Origin of the sequence: Roseateles chitinivorans (genome assembly GCF_050632235.1) — a bacterium.
Lineage (GTDB): Bacteria > Pseudomonadota > Gammaproteobacteria > Burkholderiales > Burkholderiaceae_C > Roseateles > Roseateles chitinivorans_A.
On record NZ_CP192584.1, the window covers coordinates 2,454,623 to 2,476,281 of the forward strand.

The 21,659-nt window shown below is 67.5% G+C and carries 17 protein-coding genes and 4 pseudogenes; 18 read left to right on the forward strand and 3 right to left on the reverse strand.

All coding sequences use genetic code 11. The annotated features are described in order from the left end of the window. Window positions 1-66: 66 nt before the first annotated feature. The 3 genes from ACQ859_RS11095 to ACQ859_RS11105 all read left to right on the forward strand — a co-directional run bounded on the left by ACQ859_RS11095 (window position 67) and on the right by ACQ859_RS11105 (window position 1,687). Entirely contained in the window at window positions 67-807 is a 741-nt protein-coding gene (locus tag ACQ859_RS11095) for an NIPSNAP family protein (RefSeq protein WP_431265825.1), read from the forward strand. Between the two features lie 75 nt (window positions 808-882). Continuing rightward, window positions 883-1,095, forward strand: a complete 213-nt coding sequence (locus ACQ859_RS11100; RefSeq protein WP_431265826.1) for a hypothetical protein — start codon at window positions 883-885, stop codon at window positions 1,093-1,095. Window positions 1,096-1,135: 40 nt separating this feature from the next. Next, window positions 1,136-1,687 (forward strand): 2'-5' RNA ligase family protein, encoded by a 552-nt coding sequence (locus tag ACQ859_RS11105; protein ID WP_431265827.1) that lies wholly within the window; start codon window positions 1,136-1,138, stop codon window positions 1,685-1,687. Between the two features lie 36 nt (window positions 1,688-1,723). Here ACQ859_RS11105 and ACQ859_RS11110 read toward each other — a convergent pair whose 3' ends face one another. Continuing rightward, on the reverse strand, window positions 1,724-2,866 hold the full coding sequence (locus ACQ859_RS11110) for a DUF72 domain-containing protein (protein WP_431265828.1): 1,143 nt from the start codon (window positions 2,864-2,866) through the stop codon (window positions 1,724-1,726). A 49-nt stretch (window positions 2,867-2,915) separates the two neighbouring features. Here ACQ859_RS11110 and tadA point away from each other — a divergent pair, with 49 nt between their 5' ends. From tadA to ACQ859_RS11185, 15 genes and pseudogenes are all read left to right on the forward strand, one after another. After that, window positions 2,916-3,623: a tRNA adenosine(34) deaminase TadA gene (gene tadA, locus ACQ859_RS11115; protein ID WP_431265829.1), complete on the forward strand. Its 708-nt coding sequence runs from the start codon at window positions 2,916-2,918 to the stop codon at window positions 3,621-3,623. Further along, window positions 3,620-4,623, forward strand: a pseudogene (locus ACQ859_RS11120) (LD-carboxypeptidase). Before tadA ends, ACQ859_RS11120 begins: the two are co-directional and overlap by 4 nt. 570 nt (window positions 4,624-5,193) lie before the next feature. Continuing rightward, window positions 5,194-6,618: pseudogene (locus ACQ859_RS11125) on the forward strand (ABC transporter substrate-binding protein); the annotation flags it as partial. A 463-nt stretch (window positions 6,619-7,081) separates the two neighbouring features. Further along, window positions 7,082-8,065 (forward strand): ABC transporter permease, encoded by a 984-nt coding sequence (locus ACQ859_RS11130; RefSeq protein ID WP_431265830.1) that lies wholly within the window; start codon window positions 7,082-7,084, stop codon window positions 8,063-8,065. Between the two features lie 45 nt (window positions 8,066-8,110). After that, complete coding sequence (locus ACQ859_RS11135; protein ID WP_431265831.1) at window positions 8,111-9,553, forward strand: ABC transporter permease; 1,443 nt, start codon at window positions 8,111-8,113, stop codon at window positions 9,551-9,553. Between the two features lie 13 nt (window positions 9,554-9,566). Beyond that, a pseudogene (locus ACQ859_RS11140) lies at window positions 9,567-10,505 on the forward strand (ABC transporter ATP-binding protein); the annotation flags it as partial. Between the two features lie 5 nt (window positions 10,506-10,510). Continuing rightward, a pseudogene (locus ACQ859_RS11145) lies at window positions 10,511-10,825 on the forward strand (ATP-binding cassette domain-containing protein); the annotation flags it as partial. Continuing rightward, window positions 10,743-11,504 carry an ATP-binding cassette domain-containing protein gene (locus ACQ859_RS11150; protein ID WP_431266513.1) on the forward strand — a complete coding sequence of 254 codons (762 nt, stop codon included), beginning with the start codon at window positions 10,743-10,745 and terminating at the stop codon, window positions 11,502-11,504. The pseudogene ACQ859_RS11145 and the gene ACQ859_RS11150, both read left to right, overlap by 83 nt. 512 nt (window positions 11,505-12,016) lie before the next feature. Then, a complete protein-coding gene (locus tag ACQ859_RS11155) occupies window positions 12,017-14,701 on the forward strand; it encodes a TonB-dependent receptor (RefSeq protein WP_431265832.1) in 2,685 nt (894 codons plus the stop codon). A gap of 92 nt (window positions 14,702-14,793) precedes the next feature. Then, on the forward strand, window positions 14,794-15,507 hold the full coding sequence (locus ACQ859_RS11160; RefSeq protein WP_431265833.1) for a 2OG-Fe(II) oxygenase: 714 nt from the start codon (window positions 14,794-14,796) through the stop codon (window positions 15,505-15,507). A 586-nt stretch (window positions 15,508-16,093) separates the two neighbouring features. Beyond that, a complete protein-coding gene (locus ACQ859_RS11165) occupies window positions 16,094-16,732 on the forward strand; it encodes an energy transducer TonB (RefSeq protein WP_431265834.1) in 639 nt (212 codons plus the stop codon). Between the two features lie 256 nt (window positions 16,733-16,988). Further along, window positions 16,989-17,684, forward strand: a complete 696-nt coding sequence (locus ACQ859_RS11170; protein WP_431258484.1) for a MotA/TolQ/ExbB proton channel family protein — start codon at window positions 16,989-16,991, stop codon at window positions 17,682-17,684. Between the two features lie 28 nt (window positions 17,685-17,712). Continuing rightward, window positions 17,713-18,141 carry an ExbD/TolR family protein gene (locus ACQ859_RS11175; protein ID WP_431265835.1) on the forward strand — a complete coding sequence of 143 codons (429 nt, stop codon included), beginning with the start codon at window positions 17,713-17,715 and terminating at the stop codon, window positions 18,139-18,141. A 12-nt stretch (window positions 18,142-18,153) separates the two neighbouring features. Further along, window positions 18,154-18,585: an ExbD/TolR family protein gene (locus tag ACQ859_RS11180; RefSeq protein ID WP_197507166.1), complete on the forward strand. Its 432-nt coding sequence runs from the start codon at window positions 18,154-18,156 to the stop codon at window positions 18,583-18,585. A gap of 84 nt (window positions 18,586-18,669) precedes the next feature. Continuing rightward, window positions 18,670-19,920 carry a hypothetical protein gene (locus ACQ859_RS11185; RefSeq protein WP_431265836.1) on the forward strand — a complete coding sequence of 417 codons (1,251 nt, stop codon included), beginning with the start codon at window positions 18,670-18,672 and terminating at the stop codon, window positions 19,918-19,920. Between the two features lie 111 nt (window positions 19,921-20,031). Here the strand turns inward: ACQ859_RS11185 and ACQ859_RS11190 are convergent, their stop codons facing one another. After that, entirely contained in the window at window positions 20,032-20,790 is a 759-nt protein-coding gene (locus ACQ859_RS11190) for a 3-hydroxyacyl-CoA dehydrogenase (RefSeq protein WP_431265837.1), read from the reverse strand. 103 nt (window positions 20,791-20,893) lie between these two features. Then, window positions 20,894-21,547, reverse strand: coding sequence for an adenylate kinase (gene adk / locus ACQ859_RS11195; protein ID WP_431265838.1), 654 nt, complete (start codon window positions 21,545-21,547; stop codon window positions 20,894-20,896). Window positions 21,548-21,659: the final 112 nt, after the last annotated feature.

Below are 21,659 nucleotides of genomic sequence, written 5' to 3' on the forward strand. Positions count from 1 at the left end.
ACACGCGATGTCAGGGGCTCTGTCCAGAATCGTCGGACTGCTTCGACACCCTCACGGAGACCTCCGATGGCCGACGACCACCCCGTCTACGAACTGCGCCAGTACAAGATCGTCAAGGGCGAGCGCGACCGCTTCATGAGGCTGTTCGACGCCGCCTTCGTCGACTCGCAGGAGGCTGTCGGCATGCGGCTGTACGGACAGTTCGCCGATCTCGATGATTCGGACCGGTTCGTCTGGATCCGCGGCTTCGACGACATGGCGGCGCGAGAGCGCATGCTCGGTGAGTTCTACTTCGGCCCCGTGTGGCAGGCCCATCGCGATGAGGCCAATCCGCTGCTCGTCGACAACGACAACGTGCTGCTGATGAGGAGCCCGGCTGCCGCGCCGCATCCGGCGCGCATCGATGCCGCACGGGCAGTCGGCACTTTCCAGCGGGAATCGGTGCCCGGGCTCGTGATCCTTCATCTCTGCACGCTGTGGAAGGACCCGGCTGATCCGGACGACGGCTTCGCGCGCTTCTTCGAGCACGAGGTCGCGCCGGTCATCGAGGCGGCCGGCCTGCAGGTGATCGGCAGCTTCGTGCCCGAGCGCTCGCCCAACAACTTCCCGCGATTGCCGGTGCGCGAAGGGGAGAAGCTCTTCGCCTGGATGACCCGCGCCGCGGACGCGGACGACTGGGCCCTGCGCTGGAACGACTGCCGCCATTCGCCGGCCTGGCGGGCGCTCGAGCCGCGCTGGCGCGACGCGCAGGAGCGGGCGCCGCAGATCCTGCGGCTGCGACCGGGCGTCGCCCCGGCGCCGCGCTGATCCGGCGCGCTAGGGCGGGACGGCCGAGTGTGGCTATGCTTCGCGCCATCCCCGCTTTCATTCCGGAGTCCTCGCATGCGCAGCGCCCTGTCCATCCTCGCCCTCGTCATCGTGCTCGCCATCGTGATGCTGACCGCGAAGAAGCAGATGCAGGCGATGAAACCACCGGTCTCGGCGGACCCGTCGGCGTCGGCGGCATCGTCGGGACTGCCTCAGCCTGAGGCGGTCGGCCGGCAGGTGCAGGACCTGATGAAGCAGGGCGAGCAACGCGCGTCGGAAGCGCAGTGAAGGCGTCGTGATCGCGTCGTGATCGCATCGTGAGTCCACCATGACGGTCCACGCGCTCTTCTTCTGCCTGCGACCCGATCCGGGCACCGCGGCGAGGCTGGGCGCGATCTCCGACGATGTCGCCCGGCGCTTCCGGATGCGGGTGCGCCCGCCTCGCACGGAGCGTCTGCACGTGACGCTGCATCACCTCGGCTGGTATGACGACCAGACCGACCAGGTGGACGTGATGGCGGAGGTGAGGTCGCTGGCCGAAGCCGCTGCCGCGTCCTTCCGGCACGGGCCGGTCCGCGTGGACTTCGACCAGCTGCTGAGCTTCACCCGCAAGCAGCGGAACCTGCCCCTGGTGCTGAGCGGCGGCGAATGCCTGGCCGCCGTGCGGGCGATGCGGGCCGCGCTCGGCGAGCGCCTGCGGGCGAGCGGGCTGAGCACCGATCCGCACTTCACGCCGCACCTGACGCTGTTCTACGACGATCACGCCGTGGCGCCGCAACCCTTCATCGTTCCTGGCTGGACGGCGACGGAGATCCTGCTGCTGGACAGCCTGCAGGGGCAGTCCACGCACGTCGAGCTCGGCCGCTGGCCGCTCGCCTGAGCAGGCCGGGGCGCCCCGCCGGGATCCGGGTCCGGATCAGGTCTCGCCCGGCGCGACGATCTCCCGCGCCAGCGCCCGCAGGCTCAGCGGCGCGGAGCCCTCGGCGTGGTTGGAGATTGTGACGTAGGCGGGATGCCCGGCCTCGGCGGTCGCCCGGATCACCTTCGCGAGCACGGCCCGCGTCTCCGGATCCGGGTCCATCATCTCGGCGTACTCCCCGTACTTCTTCTCCGCGTCCTCGTAGCCGAACGGGCCGTGGATCCGGTGCAGGTTCCAGCGGCAGACCAGCGGCCCCGGCCACATCGCGCGCAGCAGCGGCAACTGCTCCTGGATCGTCGGCAGCTTCGGATGCAGGCCCAGGCAGTAGCGCGCGCCGCAGTCCTTGAGCACGGCGACGAAGTCCGGCGTCAGCCATTCCGGATCACGCACCTCCACGGCCACGACCGCCTCGGGCGCCACGTCTCGCAGCGAGGGCAGGGCGGCCAGCATCGCGTGCAGCCGGTCGAGCTGTTCCGGCATGCGGTCCAGCATTGCCAGCGGCAGCGGGCTCAGCTGGAACACCAGCGCCCCGATGCGCCCGCCCAGGCCTTCCATCGCCGGCGCCAGGAATTCCTGGACCGCCAGCCGCGGATCGAGGAAGGCCGTGTTGGCCTGACGGCCTCGACCGTCCTCGGACCGCACCTGCGCGTCGGTGATCAGGCTCGGCGCCTTGACCGTGAAGCGGAAGTCCTCCGGCACCAGGTGCGCGTAGCGCTCGTACTGGCTGGCCGTCAGCGACTGGTAGAAGCCGCGGTCGATGCTGACCGCGCGGTGCAGCGGCTGCTGCGCATAGGCGGTCAGGCCGTTGCGGGAGAGGTTGGACTCCCCGTGTCTTCCCGCCCAGACGATGCCTTGCCAGCCCGGGTAGCTCCATGACGAGGTGCCGAGCCGGATCCTCGGCGACAGCGCGGCCGCGAGCGCGACCTGGGCCTCGTCCGCCGGCTGTGCCTGGATGCCGGCGCGGCGGCGCTTCGGGGCGGCCACTGCGTCGGACTTGCCGCTGTCGTCGTCGTCATCGACGCCATCGTCATCATGATCGACGTCGTCGCGCGCGGCCGCCTTCCGCGCTGGTGCGGCGGGCGCAGGCGGCAGCAGCTCGCCGAAGAGATCATCCTGCTGACCGGGGAACTCCTGTTGCATGGGCCGGCAGCATAGCGGGGCGCGGCTACACTGCCGCGCGAGTGCCGCCATGACCACCGAGTCCCCCCAGATCCTCCCCGTCGACCCTGTCCAACCCGCGGATCCCGCCGACGAGTACGCGATGCGGCTCGCCCTCGACCAGGCGCAGAACGCCTGGCTCGTCGGCGAGGTGCCCGTGGGCGCCGTCATCATGCGTGCCGGCCAGGTGATCGCCACCGGCTACAACCGCCCGATCACCACCCACGACCCGACCGCTCACGCCGAGATCGTCGCGCTGCGCCATGCCGCACAGCTGCTCGGCAACTACCGGCTGCCGGAGTGCGAGCTCTACGTGACGCTCGAGCCCTGCGCGATGTGCGCGATGGCGATGATGCACGCGCGGCTCAAGCGCGTCGTCTTCGCCGCGCCGGATCCGAAGACCGGCGTCGCCGGCTCGGTGCTCGACCTGTTCGGGCAGAAGCAGCTGAACCATCACACCGCGCTGCACGGCGGCGTGCTCGCCGACGCGTCGTCCCGGCTGCTGCGCGAGTTCTTCGCCGAGCGCCGCGAGGCCGCGCGCCAGTTGCGCGAAGCGCGTCGCCGCGCGGCGGCCGACGCGGGCCCGGCCGGCGAGGGCCTCGATGTCGACGCCGTCGACACGCTCAGCGCGCTGCCCGAAGTCCAGGAGTTCCCCGAGATCCCCGTGGGCGACGCGCAGTACCTTTCCATGAATTCCGATCCTTCGCAGGACAACATGCAGGACGACAAGCAGCGATGAGCTCCCTGACCCTCTACACCCCGTCCGGCGTCCTGGCGCAATCCCAACCGCTCAAGCGCGCGGCCAAACGGCTGACGGCGCTCGGTTTCGAGGTGGCCATCGACGAGGCCGCGCTGGCGAAGCACCAGCGCTTCGCCGGCGACGACGAGACCCGGCTGGCCGCGCTGCACCGCGTGGCCGAGTCGGCCCCGTCGGTGGCGCTGGCCACGCGCGGCGGCTACGGCCTGACGCGGCTGCTGGACCGGATCGACTGGCCGACGATCGCCCGCAGCGTCGAGCGCGGCACGCGCTGGGTCGGCTTGAGCGACGTGACCGCGCTGCAGCTGGCGCTGCTCGCGCACACGAAGCAGACCAGCTGGGCGGGTCCGATCGCCTGCGAGGACTTCGGCCGCGCCGATGCCGACGGCGGCGTCGACGAGATCACCCGCGACTGCTTCCTCGAGGCGATGGACGGCTCGCTCGAAGCCATCGGCTTCCGCACCGAGACCGGCCTGGACGGCGTCGAGGCCCGCGGCACGCTGTGGGGCGGGAACCTGACGGTGCTGTGCTCGCTGCTGGGCACGCCGCACTTCCCGCGCATCAAGGGGGCATCCTGTTCCTCGAGGACGTCAACGAGCACCCGTACCGCGTCGAACGCATGCTGCTGCAGCTCTGGCAGGCGGGCGTGCTGGACGCGCAGAAGGCGGTGCTGCTGGGCAGCTTCAGTGGCTGGAAGAAGTCGCCGCTGGATCGCGGCTATTCGATGAAGACCTGCGTCGAGGCGCTGCGCGAGCGCGTCAAGGTGCCCATCCTGACGGGGCTGCCGTTCGGCCATGTGCCGACCAAGGTGTGCCTGCCGGTCGGCGCGAAGGCCGAGATGATGGTGGAAGGCCGCGACGTGATCGTCGCCTGGGGCCATGTGGGCCATGGGCATGACCACCATGACCATCACGGCCACGATCACGGACATGACCACGACCATGGGCACGGTCACGGCGGTCACGGCCATCACGACCACTGACTGACGTCACAGGCGCCCCGCGAACCGGGCCGCTATGATCCGCCCCGGCATCGGCCGGCCTCCCCGGGAGGCTCGGCCTTGGCAACAATCTGGCAATGCCGCATCCCCAGGATGCGGCGTTTGCGTTTTGGAAGGATGACGATGTCGTCGGGGCTGTGGAATGCGTCGCTGCACGCGGCTGAAGGCAGGCGCGGGACGGGGATGGTGGCCCTGACGGCACGGATGGCGGGCCTGCTGGCCGCCGTCCTCCTGGCCGCCTGCAACAACAGCCCCTATCCGGCCGGCGCGGCCAAGGACAACACGCTGTACCTGTCCTTCGACGAGCGCTCGCCGCGTTATCTGGACCCCACCGCGTCCTACACCACGCCCGAGTCGGTCTACACCTACCAGATCGCCGAGCCGCTGTACGGTTACCACTACCTGAAGCGGCCGTACGAACTGATCCCGCGCGCCGCGGCGTCCGTGATCAAGCCGTACTACCTGGATGCCGACGGCAAGCGCCTGCCCGACGACGCCCCCGCCGAGCGCATCGCCCAGAGCGTCTACGACGTGCCGATCCGGCCCGGCGTGATGTATGCGCCCAGTCCCGCGTTCGCGAAGGACGCGCAGGGTCATTACCGCTACCACCATCTGACGGCCAAGGATCTCGGCGACAAGCGCTCGCCGTGGCAGTTCGAGCATCAGGGGACGCGCGAGCTGGTCGCCGACGACTTCGTGTTCGCGCTCAAGCGCCACGCCACCACGCGCATCGAGGCGCCGATCTACGGCCTGTTCTCCGAGCACGTCCTCGGCCTGAAGGCCTACGGCGCGCTGATCCGCGAGGAGAACGCCAAGCTGCTGAAGGGCCTGCCCGAGAACTCGCCCGACAAGCCCTTCCTGGACTTCCGCAAGTGGCCGCTAGCCGGCGCCGAGGCGGTGAACGACCATCTGCTGCGCGTGCGCATCATGGGCAAGTACCCGCAGTGGACCTACTGGATGTCCACGACCTTCATGGCGCCCATCCCCTGGGAGGTCGACCTGTTCTATGCGCAGCCCGGCATGGCCGAGCATGGCATGTCCTGGAACCAGTGGCCCGTGGGCACCGGCCCGTACATGATGACGTCGTATCAGCAGGACCGCCGTCATGTGATGTCGCGCAATCCGAACTACCGCAAGGACGATCTGTATCCCTGCGAAGGCATGCCTGAAGACGGCCCCGCCGGCCGCCTGGCCGACTGCGGCAAGCCGATGCCCTTCATCGACAGGATCGTCGCCACGCTGATCAAGGAACGGGTGCCTCGCAAGGAGATGTTCAAGCAGGGCTACCTGGACATCCCGGACCTCGAGCGCGGTGACTGGGGCGTCGAGTTCTACGCCGACGCCAGCGACTCGGCCCAGACGGACGCCTTCTTCAAGCAGCGTGGTTTCGCCTTCCCGCGCTCGACCGACCCGAACAACTGGTACCTCGGCTTCAACATGCTGGATCCGGTGATCGGCAAGGGCAAGACGCCGGAGGACGAGGCGCGCCATCGCAAGCTGCGCCAGGCGCTGTCGATCGCGATCGACTGGGAGGAGGGCTACGGCCGGATCTTCAAGAACCGCGGCGGCGTGGCGGCCTACGGCCCCGTGCCGCCCGGCGTGTTCGGCTCACGCGAGGCGCAGCCGGGCTTCTTCAATCCGGTGACGCACAAGCGCGTGGACGGCAGGATCGAGCGCCGCTCCATCGAGGAGGCGAAGCAGCTCCTCGCGGAGGCCGGATACCCGGACGGCCGCGATGCGAAGAGCGGCCAGCCGCTGGTGCTGAACTACGACTTCATGCGCACCGTCACGCCCGAGGTGAAGGCCGAGAACGACTGGCTGGTGAAGCAGTTCGCCAAGCTGGGCGTGCAGCTCGACGTGCGCGCCACCGACTACAACCAGTTCCAGGAGAAGCTGCACCAAGGCAAGCACCAGGTCTTCTGGTGGGGGTGGTTCGCGGACTATCCGGACGCGGAGAACTTCCTGTTCCTGCTGTACGGGCCCAACAGCAAGTCGCTGCACGAAGGGGAGAACTCGGCCAACTACGAGAACGCCGAGTACGACCGCCTGTTCAAGCAGGTCCAGGTGCTGGACGACGGCCCCGCGAAGCAGCAGGTCATCGACCGCATGGTGGAGATCGTCCAGCAGGATTCGCCGTGGGCCTTCGGCTACTGGGCCTGGACCGGGCAGGCCTTCCAGCAATGGGTGCACAACGGCAAGCCCAGCATCGTCATCCGCGATCCGGCCCGCTACTACCGCATCGATCCGCGGCAGCGCGCGCAACTTCAGGCCGATTGGAACCGGCCGGTCTGGTGGCCGCTGCTGGTGCTGGTCGTCGGCGGCCTCGCCATCGTGTGGATGACGCGCCGCAGCTTCCGCAAGCGCGAGACCGCCACCGCGCGCGGTACCGCCGCGCCGACCGCGGCGCCCGTCGCCCCGAACGCCCCCGGGGAGCCGACTGATGTTCAAGTACCTCACCCGCCGGCTGGTCTACGGCCTGGCCATCCTGGTCGGCGTCAACCTGCTGACCTTCTTCCTGTTCTTCACCGTCAACACGCCGGACGACATGGCCCGGCTGAACATCGGCGGCAAGCGGGTGTCGCAGGAGCAGATCGACAAGTGGAAGGCCGAGCGCGGCTACGACAAGCCGCTCTACTGGGACGCGTCGCGGGCCGGTGCGGAGCGCGTCACCCACACGGTGTTCTGGGAACGCTCGGTCTCGCTGATGCTGCTCGACTTCGGCCGCTCCGACGCGCGCCAGGCCGTCGACATCGGCCATGAGATCAAGACTCGGATGGGCGTCAGCCTGCAGCTCGCGGTGCCGATCTTCGTGCTGCAGCTGATCGTGAGCGTGGCCTTCGCGGTGCTGCTCACCTTCTTCCGCAACTCCCGCATCGACTTCTGGGGCGTGGTGATCTGCGTCCTGATGCTGTCGATCTCCAGCCTGTTCTACATCATCGTGGGGCAGTTCTTCTTCTCGCGCATCCTGCGGCTGGTGCCGATCAATGGCTACGAGCCGGGCCTGGACGCGATCAAGTTCCTGGCGCTGCCGATCGCGCTGTCGCTGCTGTCGCGCCTGGGCGGCGAGGCGCGGCTGTACCGCGCCATGCTGCTCGAGGAAGTCGGCAAGGACTACGTGCGCACCGCCCGCGCCAAGGGGCTGTCCGAGCCGGTCGTGCTGATGCGCCACGTGCTGCGCAACGCGCTGATCCCCATCATCACCAGCGCCGGCGCCTATCTGCCCTACGTGTTCCTGGGCAGTCTGGTGTTCGAGAGCTTCTTCGGCATCCCCGGCCTGGGCGCCTTCGTCATCGAGGCGATCACCGGCCAGGACTTCGCCATCGTGCGCACCATGGTGTTCCTGGGCGCGCTGCTCTACATCGCCAGCAACGCGCTGATCGACCTGGTCTATACCTGGGTCGATCCGCGGGTGCGGCTGACCTGACGCGCCGGGCGCGTTCGGGATTCGAGACAGGACACGAGAGCCGACATGGGATTCAAGGTCGTTTTCCTCTGGACCGACGTGGCGCTGTGGGCGATGTTCGCGGCGCTGGTCTTCTACATCGGGCGGCTGGTCCGCCGCCCGCACCTGCGCGCCAACTGGCAGCGCGTGCTGCGCGATCCGGCCGCGCTGAGCGCGGGCATGGTGCTGGTGCTGTTCCTCGGCGTGACCGCGCTGGACAGCCTGCACTTCCGCCGCGCGCTGGCCGACAGCCCCGCCGGCCAGCAGTTCTACGAGACCCGCACCGAGTCCGTGCTGGACCTGGTGCTGGCGCGCCAGATCGAGATGCGCGAGACCAGCTATTCGGCACCGCTCGCGTACCAGGGCTTCACGCTGGACAGCGTCGCGCACGGCGAGGCGGTGGTGCGGGAGTTCCCGCGCCTGGCCTTCGGCGGCGCGCATCTGCAGGATCCTGAGCGCGACTGGCAGGGCGACCTGGCGCGGCGGGCGCTGACCGGGCTGGCGCTGGGCGCCGTCGCGTCGGCGCTGATGGCGCTGCTGATGGCGGCGATCCTCGCGCCGCATCACGGCGGCTTCCGCCAGGGGTTGAAGGACCTGCTCGGCGACCGCACGCACTATCCGTGGCGTGCGGCGCTCGCGACGCTGTCGGTGATTGCGCTGCTGGCCGGCCCGGTGATCGCGCTGATGGGCCACTATCACGTGTTCGGCACCGACCAGACCGGCAACGACGTCCTCTACCAGGCACTCAAGAGCATCCGCACCGCCTTCGTCATCGGCGCGCTGTCGACGCTGGCGACGCTGCCGTTCGCGCTGGTGCTGGGCATCCTCGCCGGCTACCTGAAGGGCTGGGTCGACGAGGTCATCCAGTACTTCTACACGGTGCTGACCTCGGTGCCCAACGTGCTGCTGATCGCCGCCTGCGTGCTGATGGTGCAGGTCTTCATGGACAAGCATCCCGAGGCCTTCGAGACCGGCGCCGAGCGCGCCGACCTGAAGATCTTCCTGCTGTGCGTGATCCTGGGCGTGACCGGCTGGGCGACGCTGTGCCGGCTGGTGCGCGGCGAGACGCTCAAGCTGCGCGAGGCCGACTTCGTCCAGGCCGCGACCGCCTTCGGCGTGCGCGACACGACGATCATGGTCCGCCACATCGTGCCCAACGTGATGCACCTGGTGCTGATCTCGCTGGTGCTCAACTTCTCCGACCTGATCCTGTACGAGGCGGTGCTGACCTACGTCGGCGTCGGCGTGGATCCAGGCATGAACAGCTTCGGCGGGATGATCAACCTGGCGCGCTCGGAGATGAGCCGCGATCCGGTCGTCTGGTGGAGCTTCGTGGCGGCCTTCGGTTTCATGGTGAGCCTGGTGCTGGCGGCCAACCTGTTCGCCGACGGCGTGCGTGACGCCTTCGATCCGCGCGCGCGCAAGCTGCGGCCGATGGTGCTGTCGTTGAAGAAGAACAAGGCTTCATGAGGGACGCCGCCACATGTTGAAGATCGACGACCTCCACGTCCACCTGGATGCCGACGCCGGCCTGGTGCGCGCCATCGACGGCATGCGCCTGACGCTCGCCCAGGGACAGACCTTCGCGCTGGTGGGCGAGTCCGGCTGCGGCAAGAGCATGACCGCGCTGGCGCTGATGCGGCTGCTGCCCGACAACGGGCGCATCGCCGGGGGCCGGCTGGACCTCGACGGCCAGGACCTGTTCGACCTGAGCGAGGCCCGCATGCGCGACGTGCGCGGCGGCCGCATCGGGATGATCTTCCAGGAGCCGGGCACCAGCCTGAATCCGGTGATGAAGGTCGGCGCGCAGATCGTCGAGGCGATCGAGGCGCACACGCCGCTGCGCGGCGAGGCGGCGCGCAGGAAGGCCATCGACTGGCTGCGCCGGGTCGGCATCCCCGAGCCCGAGCGCCGCATCGACGAGTACCCGTTCCGGCTGTCCGGCGGCCAGAAGCAGCGGATCATGATCGCGATGACGCTGGCGGCGGAACCGGACTTCCTGATCGCCGACGAGCCGACCACCGCGCTCGACGTCACCATCCAGGCGCAGATCCTGGACCTGCTCAAGGACCTGCAGCGCGAGCGCGGCCTGGGCCTGCTGCTGATCACGCACGATCTGGGTGTCGTGTCGGGCATGGCGCACCAGGTGGCGCTGATGTACGCGGGGCAGATCGTGGAGGTGGCACCCGCGGCCGAATTCTTCGCCGCGCCGAAACACCCGTATGCGCGGCTGCTGCTGCGGGCGCTGCCCGATGCGCGGCGACGCGGAGAGCCGCTGGCCGCCATTCCCGGCACGGTGCCGCCGCTGTGGCAGACCTTCGAGGGCTGTCGCTTCGCGCCACGTTGCGATCGGACCATGGTCCACTGCGGTTCGACGCGGCCGGGGCTTGCGGCGGTCGCGGGGGACACCGCGGCGCATGAGGTGCGGTGCCTGCTTTATACGGATCCCCGGGAAGCGGTGGCGGGGAGCGCCGGAGGCGCCGGTGCCGGTGCCCCTCTGCGCTCACAGTCTTCGCTTCGCTCAGGGTTCGCTTCGAGGGGCACCGGCACCGGCGCCTCCGGCTTGGCGCCGTCGGCCGCGATGTTGCTGGAGGTCAGGGACCTGCGGGTCCGGTATCCGATGGCGCGCGGGTTCTTCGGGGGACGAAGCGCTGGTTCGATGCAGTCGGCGGTGTCTCGTTCTCGATCGAGGCCGGCCGGACGCTCGCGCTCGTCGGCGAGTCCGGCTGCGGCAAGACGACGTCAGGCAAGGCCATCGTCCAGTTGCTGCGTCGGGTCGCCGTCATCGAGGGTCAGGCCTTGCTGCATCCGCCCGCCAGCCCGGCCGGGCAGGGGGGCGCCGACGGACCTGTTCCACCTCGACGGCCTCGCCTTGAGAGAGGCGCGGCGGCAGGTCCAGATCATCTTCCAGGATCCGTTCGCGTCGCTGAATCCTCGTCTGCGCGTGCAGGAAGTGCTCGAAGAAGGCCTGCTCGCACTGCGGCCCGAGCTCGATGCGTCGGCACGCCTGCGCTTGCTGCACGAGCTGCTCGATCAGGTGGGCTTGCGCCGCGACGCGCTGGCTCGCTTCCCCCACGAGTTCTCCGGCGGCCAGCGCCAGCGCATCGCCATCGCCCGCGCACTCGCGGTCGAACCTCGCCTGATCGTCTGCGACGAGCCGACCTCGGCGCTGGATGTCTCGGTCCAGGCGCAGATCCTGAACCTGCTGCGCGACCTCCAGCGCAGTCGCGGGCTGTCCTACCTGTTCATCACCCACAACATCGGTGTCGTCGAATACATCGCCGACGAGGTGGCGGTGATGCAGGCTGGTCGCATCGTGGAGTCGGGCGCCTGCGACGCCGTGCTGGGCCAGCCGAGCGAGCCCTACACCCGCACGCTGCTCGCCGCCGTGCCCCGGGTCGAACGCCCTGCGACGAGCTGACCCACCTCCCGCATGACGCCAGGGGACCGCGATGCGGTCCCTTTGTCGTTCTGGGAACAATGTTCGGGAGGGTGCTGCACCGTTTTGGTGTCGTCAGGCATCCCTGTCGATTTCTGCAGCAATCGCCAGGACGAATGACATGGGCATGACCGGCTCCAATGCCACCTTTCCGGGAGTTTGGGCGATCCCCGTCGATCAGGCAGCACGGCGTGCGCACTTTTGGTGCGTATTACGACCTTTTACATCCAAAAAACCATTGCCTTGGGCGAAATTCTCGCGTAGCGCCACAGCAACGCGTGTCGCCATTCGCCCTCGGGGCTTACCCGCGATTTCCCTCTGTAAAGCGCTAGTCAACGGATGTCATAGGGTGATTACGGGGGATTCCTTTTCGAACCGGAAAAGAAACTGTGCCGGCCCTACGTCGGGAACACCGCTCGGAGGGTTGGGCCGACACCGCGGCCCCCCGTGTTCCCGGCGACACAACAACCTGTGTTTCTGGTTAAGGAGTCTTCATGTTCAAACGCAAGAGCATCAATCTGGCCGCGCTGCTCGCCCTGGGCGCCGCAGCGCTGCCGGTTGCCGCACAGAACACCCAGCTCGACCGCGTCGAGATCACCGGATCGTCGATCAAGCGCATCGATGCCGAAACCTCGCTGCCCGTCAGCGTCATCAACCGCGAGTCGATCAACAAGTCGGGCGCCTCGAACGTCCAGGAACTGGTCGACCGCCTGAGCTACAACAACGGCGGCGGCCTGGCCCTGGGCCAGTCCATCGGCGACGGCTCCGCCAACGGTCAGGTGGGCGCCTCGCTGCGCGGCCTGGGCCGCGGCCGCACGCTGGTCCTGCTGAATGGCCGCCGCCTGCCGGTGTACCCGTTCTCCGGCCAGGGCGTGGACCTGAACTCGATCCCGCTGGCTGCGATCGAGCGCATCGAAGTGCTGCGTGACGGCGCGTCCGCGACCTACGGTTCGGACGCCATCGGCGGCGTGATGAACTTCATCACCCGCAAGGACTTCCAGGGCTTCGACGTGTCCTTCGGCCTGGAGATGCCCAAGTCCGTGGGCGACGTGGTCTCCCTGTCGGGCGGCGGCGGTGTCGGCGATCTGGCCAAGGACAAGTGGAACCTGCTGGGCACCTTCAACTACCAGAAGTACGACCCGATCCGCGCGAAAGACCGCGCCTACGCCTCCACCGGCAACCGCCCCGACATCGGCGTGGTGAAGGATTCCGGCAATACCTTCCCCGCCAACACCTTCCTGGCGACGACCGGCGCCTACGTGCCCGGCGCGTCGAACTTCCCGAACTGCGCACCGCCCGATTCCTACGGCGGCCGCAGCAACTGCCGCTACGACTACACGCACTACATCGACCTGGTGCCCGAGTCCGATCGCTATGGCGCGCTGGTCAAGGGCACGCTGGCGGCGAACCAGGACAACACGCTGTTCGCGGAAGTCGCCTACAGCCGCAACGAGATCATTCTCGGCTCCTCGCAGACCCCCTCGACCACGACCGGCAAGGACGACTACCTGTACCCGGCCGGCGGCAAGTACTATCCGACGGCGGCTGTCGATGCGGTGTCCCCCGGCTACCGCGGCGACCTGGTCCTGGCTTGGCGCATGGTGGACGGCGGTCAGCGTCGCACCCAGGTGACCAACCAGGTGACCCGCACCGTGCTGGGCGCCGAAGGCCTGCTGGCAGGCTTCGACTACAAGGCCGCGTTCGTCTACGCCGAGGGCAAGGCCCGCGAGGACTTCATCAGCGGCAACTATTCCGACGCCCGTCTGGTGCAGGCACTGAAGACCGGCCTGATCAACCCCTGGGGCCCGAATGACGCAGCCGGCCTGGCCGCGCTCAAGAGCGCCGAGCTGAGCGGCAACAACCGCAATTCCAAGACCAGCAACACGGGCGGCGACATCACGCTGTCGCGCGAGCTGTTCAACGTGGGCGCCGGCAACCTGGGCGTCGCCTTCGGCGGCGAGCTGCGCAAGGAGAAGTACCTCGACGGCTACTCCGACATCGCCGGCTCCGGCGACGTGGTCGGCGGCAACGGCACCGCCGGCAAGGTCCAGGCGAACCGCGACGTCGGCGGCCTGTTCGGCGAGGCCAATTTCCCGGTGCTCAAGAGCCTGGAGATCAACGCGGCGGTGCGCTACGACAAGTACAGCGGCACGCACGGCAGCTCCCGCGACGGCAGCGCCGACACCAAGGACCTGTCGGCCACCAGTCCCAAGCTGTCGGTGAAGTTCACGCCGATGACGGGTCTGCTGTTCCGGGCTTCCGCTGGCAAGGGCTTCCGGGCTCCGGCGCTGGACAACCTGTTCGCACCGGCGTCGCTGACCAACTCGGGCGGCAACTTCACCGACCCGAACTACGACCGCATCAAGGGTTGTACGGTGGTGTCCAACACCAACTACTGCGACACCCAGCTGACGGTGCAGAACAACAGCAACACGGCGCTGGAGCCGGAGAAGTCCAAGACCTTCAACGTCGGCATGGTGTTCGAGATGATCAAGGACACCACGCTGAGCGTGGACTACTTCGACATGAAGATCACCAACGGCCTGCGCTTCCTGTCGGGTGACGACATCATGCGCGACTGGTACAAGCATCAGGTCCCGGGCACCTTCACCAGCACGTCGATCTTCGCGAACCGCCTGGTCGTCGATCCGACCACCGGCTACCTGAACTACGTCCGCGCTTCCTGGGAGAACGTCGGCAAGCTGCGCACGGCCGGCTTCGACTTCAGCGCGCGGGGGCGCCTGCGCACCGAGTTCGGTTCGTTCACGCCCGGCTGGGAAGCCACGCTGCTGACCAAGAGCGAGGAATCGATCGTCGGTACCGGCACGACCCGCGACAACCTGGGCAAGTACAACCTGGGCGGCCCGGTCGTGAAGCTCAAGCAGACCTTCACGCTGGACTGGGACAAGGATGCCTGGGGCGCGTCGATCCGCTACTTCCGCCAGAACGGCTACGAGGACTATGACGAAAAGGCGCACGTGAAGGCGTATGACCTGTTCGACGTCCAGGGGCAGTTCCGCGGCATCAAGGGCGTGACCATCACGGCCGGCATCCGCAACCTGTTCGACAAGAAGCCGCCGGTCACGAACCAGCAGGACTACTTCCAGGTCGGTTTCGACCCGACCTACGCGGCGGTCCAGCAGCGTTCCTTCTACGTCCGCGGCAACTACCGTTTCTGATGGAGGCGGCTTGCTGATCTGACATAGATTAGCGAACCCTCACGGACTCATGCAGGCCCTTCGGGGCCTGCTTTCATTCCGGCCCATTGCCCATGAACTACTTGAACTCCGACCTGGACCTCGCCGCGCTCGGCCACACGCTGCGGACGCAGGGGCGGGTGCAGATCCGCGACTTCTTCGCACCCGAGGTGGCCGAGGCCCTCGACCGGGCCTTGCAGGCGATCGACTGGGAGCTGGTCTATCGCGACGTCAATGGCGACCGTCGCCTCACCGGCGAGCAGCTGCGCGGACTGACGCCGCAGCAGCGGATGCAGCTCACGGAGGGCATCCACTCGGTCGCTCGCGAGCGATTCCAGTTTTCCTTCTTCTCGGACTCGCTCGTCAAGGCCATCCATGACGGCCGGGACGATCTCCTGGCGCGTTTCATGCGCTGGATGGCGGGGGAGGCGTTCCTTTCGCCCATGCGGGAATTGAGCGGTGACCCTCAAATCAATGGCGTCTATGCGCAGGCGACCATGTACTCGCGCGGTAACTTCCTGACCACCCACGACGACCATGTGGACCGCGAGGACCGCCGGATCGCCTACGTGATCAACCTCACCCCGCGATGGCGCCCGGATTGGGGCGGCATGCTCCACTTCACGGCGGAGGACGGGTCGGTACTGGATACCTACTTCCCCCACTTCAATTCACTGTCGCTGTTCACCGTCCCCCAGCGACATTTCGTCTCCTACGTGCCGCCATTCGCCATGGCGGAGCGCCAGGCGATCACCGGCTGGCTGATTGCCGCCCCGGCGGCGCCGTGAAAAGACGGGCTGGCACGAGGATTGCCTCGTTCGAAGAGCAGTTCGTCTGGTAACGGCTTTGCGGGTTAGCCCCTACGACTCCCGGGGAGGGGTGGAGGGGCATACCAGTAGAATACCAGGGTCGACGGCTTCGATCGTCGGACGGTGCATCGGCTGTAACCGCTGGTGCCCCGTGCGATGGGCGATGCGCGCATGCTCGGGCAAACCCCATGGCTTGCGGCTTGTGCATGTCGTTTATGATCAAGGTCGTGAAAGGTAGTCGAAATCTGTAGTTTTGCTACAGGATTTTGACCGATCCTCGAGACGCCCGCGGCCACAAGCTGACGGGCATTTTTGTTGAGTCGGGTTCGTATCGTGCCCTGGGTTTTCGAGTCTTCGTGTGTCCCTCCTGCCTTCGGCGGGGTGGCGGTCCGTGGCGCTTCGGCGATGTGGCACCGCACGTCTCCGTCGCTCGCACAGCCGGCAAGACAGGCGCTGCTGACCCCAGGTTGCGGCGCGAACGCCTGATCCGACCAGACGCTGTGTTGAGTCGAACTCCCCTTGTAGATTCGATGAAAGAAATTCGCAGTTTGATGAAGGAGCGCGCATGAACTTTGCGCAGGATAAAGCTGGGTCATCGCGCGTGACTGGCATCGGCATCGTCATCGTCATCCACGTCCTGATCATCTGGGCGCTGGCGAGCGGTCTGGCGACCAAGATCAAGGAGGCCGTCAAGGGCCCGATCGACGTCAAGGTCGTCGAGGAGAAGGTGAAACCGCCGCCTCCGCCCGACAAGGTCGTGCCGCCCCCGCCGGACATCAAGGCCCCGCCGCCGCCGTTCGTGCCGCCGCCGGAAGTCGTCGTGACGGCGCCGCCGCCGGTGACGCAGGCGCCGGTGCTGCAGTCGGCGGCAACGCCGCCGCCGCAGGACTTCCGTCCGGCCCCGCCGCCCGCCGCACCCGCGCCGCCGGCTCCGCCGTCGGACAAGCCCCGGTCGGCGATCGGCAACTGCACCAAGATGGCCAAGCCCGAAATGCCGGCCCTGAACTGGAGCGGCACCGCGAGCTACAAGGCGACCTTCACCGTCAAGGGCGGCAAGGTGGCTGACGTGACCTTCACCGCCTTGCGCGGCGCCAACGACCGCAAGGCCGAACGCGCGCTCAAGAACGCCATCCAGGCGGCGCTGACGGAATACCAGTGCACGGACGCGATCCTCGAACAGGAATTCGTGTTCAACATGGAATGATCCGCGGGACTGTCCCACCCGCGATCGATCGAACACGGGGCGCCTGACGCGCCCCGACCTCTCAACCTGAGTTCAAGACTTTTCTCGTAGGAGCACCCTCCATGATCTCTCGTCTGTCTGCCTTGTTTGCGGCCGTCGCGTGCGCCGCGACCCTGGCCGTCTCCCCCTGGCCGCCCAAGCGCAGGACCAGGCTGCCTCGGCCGCCGCCTCCGCCGCTGACACCGCCCCCGCTCCTGCCGACATCGCTCCCGCCGCCGTGTCCGAACCGGCCGCCGCCAAGCCGGTCGACAACCCGTACAGCCTGGGCAACATCGTCGCCCACGGCAACGTGGTCGACCAGGCCGTGCTGGCCATCCTGGCCATCATGTCCATGGGCTCGTGGTACATCCTGTTCACGAAGCTGTGGGACACCTCGAAGATCTCCCGCGAAGCCAAGGACGTCCGCGCGTCGTTCTTCAAGAAGGCTTCCCTGCAGGAAGGCCTGAAGAGCCTGAGCGAAACCGGTGCCTTCCGCTTCATCGCCCAGACCGGCGTGGAAGCCTCGGAGCACCATGAAGGCGCCCTGACCGAGAACATCGACCACAACACGTGGGTCACGATGAACATCGACCGCGCCGTGAGCGAAGTCAACACCCGTCTGCAAGGCGGCCTGGGCTTCCTGGCGACCGTCGGCTCGACCAGCCCCTTCATCGGCCTGTTCGGTACCGTGTGGGGCATCCTGCAGGCGCTGACGCAGATCGGCGTGGCCGGTCAAGCCTCGATCGACAAGGTCGCCGGCCCCGTGGGCGCCGCGCTGATCATGACCGCCATCGGTCTGGCCGTCGCCGTTCCGGCCGTGCTGGGCTACAACTGGCTGGTCAACCGCAACAAGACGGTCATGGGCCAGGTCCGTGCCTTCGCTGCTGACCTGCACGGCGTCCTGATGGGCAGCCGCAAGGTCGCAGGCCGCTAATCCGCACCGAAGTTTCCGGAGACGCAATATGGGGATGAACGTAGGTTCGTCCGGTGGCGACGACGAAGTGGTCTCGACCATCAACACCACGCCCCTCGTGGACGTGATGCTGGTGCTCCTGATCATCTTCCTGATCACCGTGCCGGTGGTGACGCAATCGGTGGGGGTGACCCTGCCGAAGGAGACGAACGTCGTCCGCGTCACCAAGCCGGAGAACATCGAAATCGCGGTGACCAAGGATGGCGACATCTATTGGGGCGTGCAGCCGGTTCCCGACGTGGAAACGCTGGTGACGCGCCTGAAGAAGGTGGCGGTTCTGAATCCTCAGCCGGAAGTTCACATCCGCGGCGACGACAAGTCCCGCTATGAGAACGTGGGCAAGGTCATGGTGGCGTGCCAGCGTGCTGGCATCATGTCCATCAAGTTCGTCACCGAGCCGCCGGCTCGGGGTGGCTGAAGGAGCTGAAACATGGGTATGAACGTTGGAAGCTCCAGCGGCAGTGACGAGCCGGAAACCATGCTGGACGTCAACACGACGCCGCTGATCGACGTGATGCTGGTGCTGCTGGTGATGCTGATCATCACCATCCCGATCCAGCTGCACTCGGTCAACCTGGACATGCCGCCGCCGAACAACAATCCGCCGCCCAATGAGCCGGTCGTCCACGAAGTGGCGATCGACTTCGACGGCACGGTGTTCTGGGACGGCGCCGCGGTGCCGAACCACGCGGCGCTGGAGGCCAAGATGACCGAGGTTGCCGCGATGCCGGACCAGCCCGAGGTGCACATCAAGCCGAACAAGCTGGCCGAGTACGGTTACGTTGCCAATGTGATGGCATCGGCGCAGCGCCTGGGCGTCAAGAAAATGGCGATGGTCGGGAACGAACAGTTCCTGAACTGAGCCGGATGACCGCCTGATCGGTGTCTGAACAGAACGCGCCTGCCCGAAAGGGCGGCGCGTTTTTCTTCTTTGGAGAGCAAGCGAATGAAACTCAAACTGCTGGCAACCGCCGCTGTCGGCGCCGCTGCGCTGGTGCTGGGCTCCACGCCCGAAGGCAGCCTGAGCGTCCTGTCCCAAGCCGCCGCGCAGGTGCGCCCGCAAGTCGGTGGCGCCCTGAAGGCCGCGTCCGACCTGCTGAAGGCGGGCAAGGCGCAGGAAGCCATGGGCAAGATCCGCGAAGCCGAGGCCGTGCCCGGCCGCAACGCGGACGAGAACGCGACGCTGGAAGGCCTGCGCCTGTCCGCCGCCTCGCGCCTGGGCGATGCCGACGGCATGGTCAAGGCCTATGACGCGCTGACCGCCGCCGGCAAGCTGCCGGCCGCCAACAAGCTGCCGACGATGGAAGCCATCGCCGGCACCTACCTGCGCGCGGGCAACGGCGCCAAGGCGCTGGAGTGGGTCAACAAGTACAACGCCGCTGGCGGCAACAGCCCGGCGATGAAGCAGGTCCAGGCCGCGGCGCAACTGCGCTCGGGCGACGTCACCACGATCCTCAAGGACACGCTGGCCGACATCTCCGCCGACGAGAAGGCCGGTCGCACGCCGTCGCAGGACAAGCTGAACACGGCGCTGTGGGCGGCCAACAAGAAGGGCGACGGCGGTACCGAGTCGGTGCTGATCCAGAAGCTGCTGAACTACTACCCGACCAAGCAGCTGTGGGCGCAGTCGCTGGGCACGCTGCAGGCCAAGAAGGGCTTCGCCGCCGGTCGCTACCAGGTCGACGTGCTGCGTCTGCGCCTGGTCACCGAGAACATGACCGGTGCCAACGACTACATGGAACTCGCCCAGCTCGCCGGTGCCGCCGGTTATCCGGAAGAAGGCAAGAAGGTGCTGGACAAGGGCTTCGCCGCTGGCGTCCTGAAGCCGACCGACGACAACGCCCGCCCGAAGCGTCTGGCTGATCTGCTGGACAAGCGCATCGCCGAAGCCAAGGCTGGCGCGGCAGAGGCCGAGAAGGCCGCCCGCGGCGCCCGCGAAGGCGACGAGCTGGTCAAGGTCGGATTCGCGCAGGTGCAGCGCGGTGAAGCCGCCGCCGGCATCAAGCTGATGGAAGAGGGCATCGCCAAGGGCAACCTGAAGCGTCCGGACGACGCCAAGCTCTACCTGGGTCTGGCGCAGTTCCTGGGCGGCGACAAGGCCAAGGCGCAAGCCACGTGGCGCACCGTCAAGGGCGCCGACGGTTCGGCCGACCTGGCCGGCCTGTGGACCGTGTACTCGCGCAGCGCAAAGCACTGATCCTTCGCCTCACGACCCGGTCCGCCGGGTCGCGATCAACGCGATCGACGACAAGGCCTCCCGGCTCACACCGGGAGGCCTTTCTCATTGGCGGATCGGTCAGCTTTCGGCTTACTTCGGCGCCATGCGGATCGCGCCGTCCAGGCGGATGACTTCGCCGTTGAGCATGTCGTTGGTGACGATCTGGTGGACCAGTTTGGCGTAATCCTCCGGGCGGCCCAGGCGCGAGGGGAAGGGCACGCTGGCGGCCAACGCGTCCTGCACCTCCTGCGGCATGCCGAACAGCATCGGCGTGCCGAAGATGCCGGGAGCGATCGTCATGTTGCGGATGCCGTTGCGCGCCAGATCACGCGCGATGGGCAGCGTCATGCCGACGACGCCTCCCTTGGACGCCGCGTAGGCCGCCTGGCCCATCTGGCCGTCGTAGGCAGCCACCGAGGCCGTCGAGATCAGCACGCCGCGCTCGCCGGTGGCTTCCGGCTCGTTCTTGCTCATGGCCTCCGCAGCGAGGCGGATCATGTTGAAGCTGCCGACCAGATTGACGGTGATCACCTTCGAGAAGGTCGCCAGCGCATGCGCGCCGTCCTTGCCGACGGTCTTCGCTGCCGGTGCGATGCCGGCGCAGTTCACCAGGCCCATCAGCTTGCCCAGCGACACCGCCTTGGCCACGGCGGCCTGGGCATCGGCTTCCTGGCTGACGTCGCACTTCACGAAGGCGCCGTTCAGTTCCTTGGCGAGTGCCTCGCCGCGCTCGACCTGCAGGTCGGCGATGACGACCGTCGCGCCTTCGCGCGCCAGCATGCGGGCCGTGCCTTCGCCGAGGCCCGAGGCGCCGCCGGTGACGATGAAGACCTTGTTCGTGATGTCCATGGATGTCTCCTTCCGAGTTGTTGGTTGCCGTTGACGTAAACGTCAATTGTCGACGAAAAAATGGCGGCCACGCGGGCCGCCATCGTCACGGGTCGGGGTGAGCTCAGCTCAGCGCGGCGAGGGCGCGGCCGGTGATCTCGTCGACCGTGCCGATGCCTTCGATGCGGCGGTACTTCGGTGCCTGCGCGTCGCCGCTGGCGGCCCAGCTGGAGTAGTAGTCGACCAGCGGACGCGTCTGCGCCTGGTAGACCTCCAGGCGCTTCTTGACGGTCTCTTCCTTGTCGTCGTCGCGCAGGATCAGGTCCTCGCCGGTGACGTCGTCCTTGCCCTCGACCTTGGGCGGATTGAACTTGGTGTGGTACGTGCGGCCCGAGCCCGTGTGCACGCGACGGCCGCTCATGCGTTCGACGATGGCGCTGTCAGGCACGTCGATCTCGAGCACGAAGTCCAGCTTCACGCCGGCCGCCTTCATCGCGTCGGCCTGCGGGATGGTGCGGGGGAAGCCGTCGAACAGGAAACCCTTGGCGCAATCCGGCTGCGCGATGCGTTCCTTGACCAGGTTGATGATCAGTTCGTCGCTGACCAGGCCTCCCGCGTCCATCACCTTCTTGGCGGCGATGCCGAGTTCGGTGCCGGCCTTGACGGCGGCACGCAGCATGTCTCCGGTGGAGATCTGCGGGATGCCGAACTTGTTGCAGATGAAAGAGGCCTGAGTGCCTTTGCCGGCGCCGGGGGCGCCCAGAAGAATCAGTCGCATGGGTCTCCTCGATATAGGGAGAGGGCGCGTCGCATGGGCCGACGCGCCCTCGAAAACTGCGGGCGAGAATAGCACGCGCTGGCCTACGGTCCGCTGACGCGGCAGGCGAATG